Consider the following 1,425-nt stretch of genomic DNA (forward strand, 5'->3'; position numbering starts at 1 on the left):
CAAGGCGCCTGAATGTTTTGAAATTGAACAAGAGTTGATTAAGCGATGTAATATTCCGGTATTTCATGACGACCAACACGGTACTGCTATTGTCACTGCCGCAGGCATGTTGAATGCGCTCGAAATTCAAGGTAAAAAAATTGATGATGCGATATTTGTTTGTTTAGGTGCAGGTGCTGCTGCGATTGCTTGTATGACTATGATCGTGAAATGTGGCGCATTGCGTGAAAATGTTTATATGTTAGACAGACAAGGCGTTATTCATACTCGTCGTGAAGATCTCAATGAATATAAAGCGTTATTTGCCAACAATACCGATAAGCGTACCCTGCAAGATGTGATTAAAGATGCTGACGTATTTTTAGGGCTGTCCGGTGCGGATTTATTGGCTGCCGATGATATTGCGTTAATGGCTCCTAATCCGGTTATCTTTGCCTGTTCAAATCCTGATCCTGAAATTAAACCTGAATTAGCCCATAACATCCGTAAAGACTTAATTATGGGGACTGGTAGAAGTGACTATCCAAATCAAGTGAACAATGTATTGTGCTTCCCGTTTATTTTTAGAGGTGCACTCGATGTTCGCGCGTCGGTCATTAATGACGAAATGAAGCTTGCTGCTGTATATGCAATAGCTAACCTTGCCAAGGAGCCTGTTCCGGCCGAGGTGTTAGCTGCTTATCCTAATGTGTCATCATTGAGTTTTGGGGCACAATATGTATTGCCGAAACCAATGGATCCAAGACTACTGCCGTTGGTTGCTCGTGCGGTATCACAAGCGGCGATAGATTCTGGGGTGGCAAAAATCACCACATTACCGACAGAATACAAAGTGTAGAACGAAAATGTAAATAAACAGGTTTATTAATTCGAACAGGGATTAATTAGGCGTGTTGTCGTTAAGGAAAGGGGCTTTTGCCCCTTTTTTATAGGTCTAAATAAGAGTGACAAAAACGATTAGTGAAGTTGTACAACACAATCGTTATACTGGATGACATTGGAGTCATGAATACAAAAATAAATCCAGCAGGATAGCGGATAAATGAAACTCACCAAGATCCTTACTAAAAAATTGACCAGCTTTTGGCTGCTTTCATTAGCTGCGGTGGCTTTTGTATTTTTACTGTGTGCGGTGATGGGCTTTACTCAATTGACCTACACTTTTCAACAACAAAAAGTCGCTGAGTTAGAAGCCATGTTAGCCAACGATTATCAACAACATGGTAGTGACCAATTTTCTACTTGGTTACCCCCTTTATTGACCGCGTATAAAGCGGTTGATTTCTCCCTGTCGCAGAACACCCAATTAGTTTATCAATTTCATCGTGAACAAGCTGGTAACGTTAAAAGTAGTTTAACGCTTTATCAGACTCAATTAAGTGATGGTCAATTATCGATGACGTTAGTTATGCCGCCGCCATTTTC

The 1,425-nt window shown here is 40.9% G+C and carries 1 protein-coding gene and 1 pseudogene; both read left to right on the forward strand.

Going from position 1 to position 1,425, the window contains the following annotated elements; translation table 11 throughout:
• On the forward strand, window positions 1–838 hold an 838-nt coding region (locus H5202_RS22435), incomplete at its 5' end, for a malic enzyme-like NAD(P)-binding protein (RefSeq protein WP_182773975.1).
• Window positions 839–1,042: 204 nt separating this feature from the next.
• Window positions 1,043–1,425: pseudogene (locus H5202_RS22440) on the forward strand (RNase E specificity factor CsrD); the annotation flags it as partial.

This window comes from Shewanella sp. SG41-4, assembly GCF_014164505.1.
Lineage (GTDB): Bacteria > Pseudomonadota > Gammaproteobacteria > Enterobacterales > Shewanellaceae > Shewanella.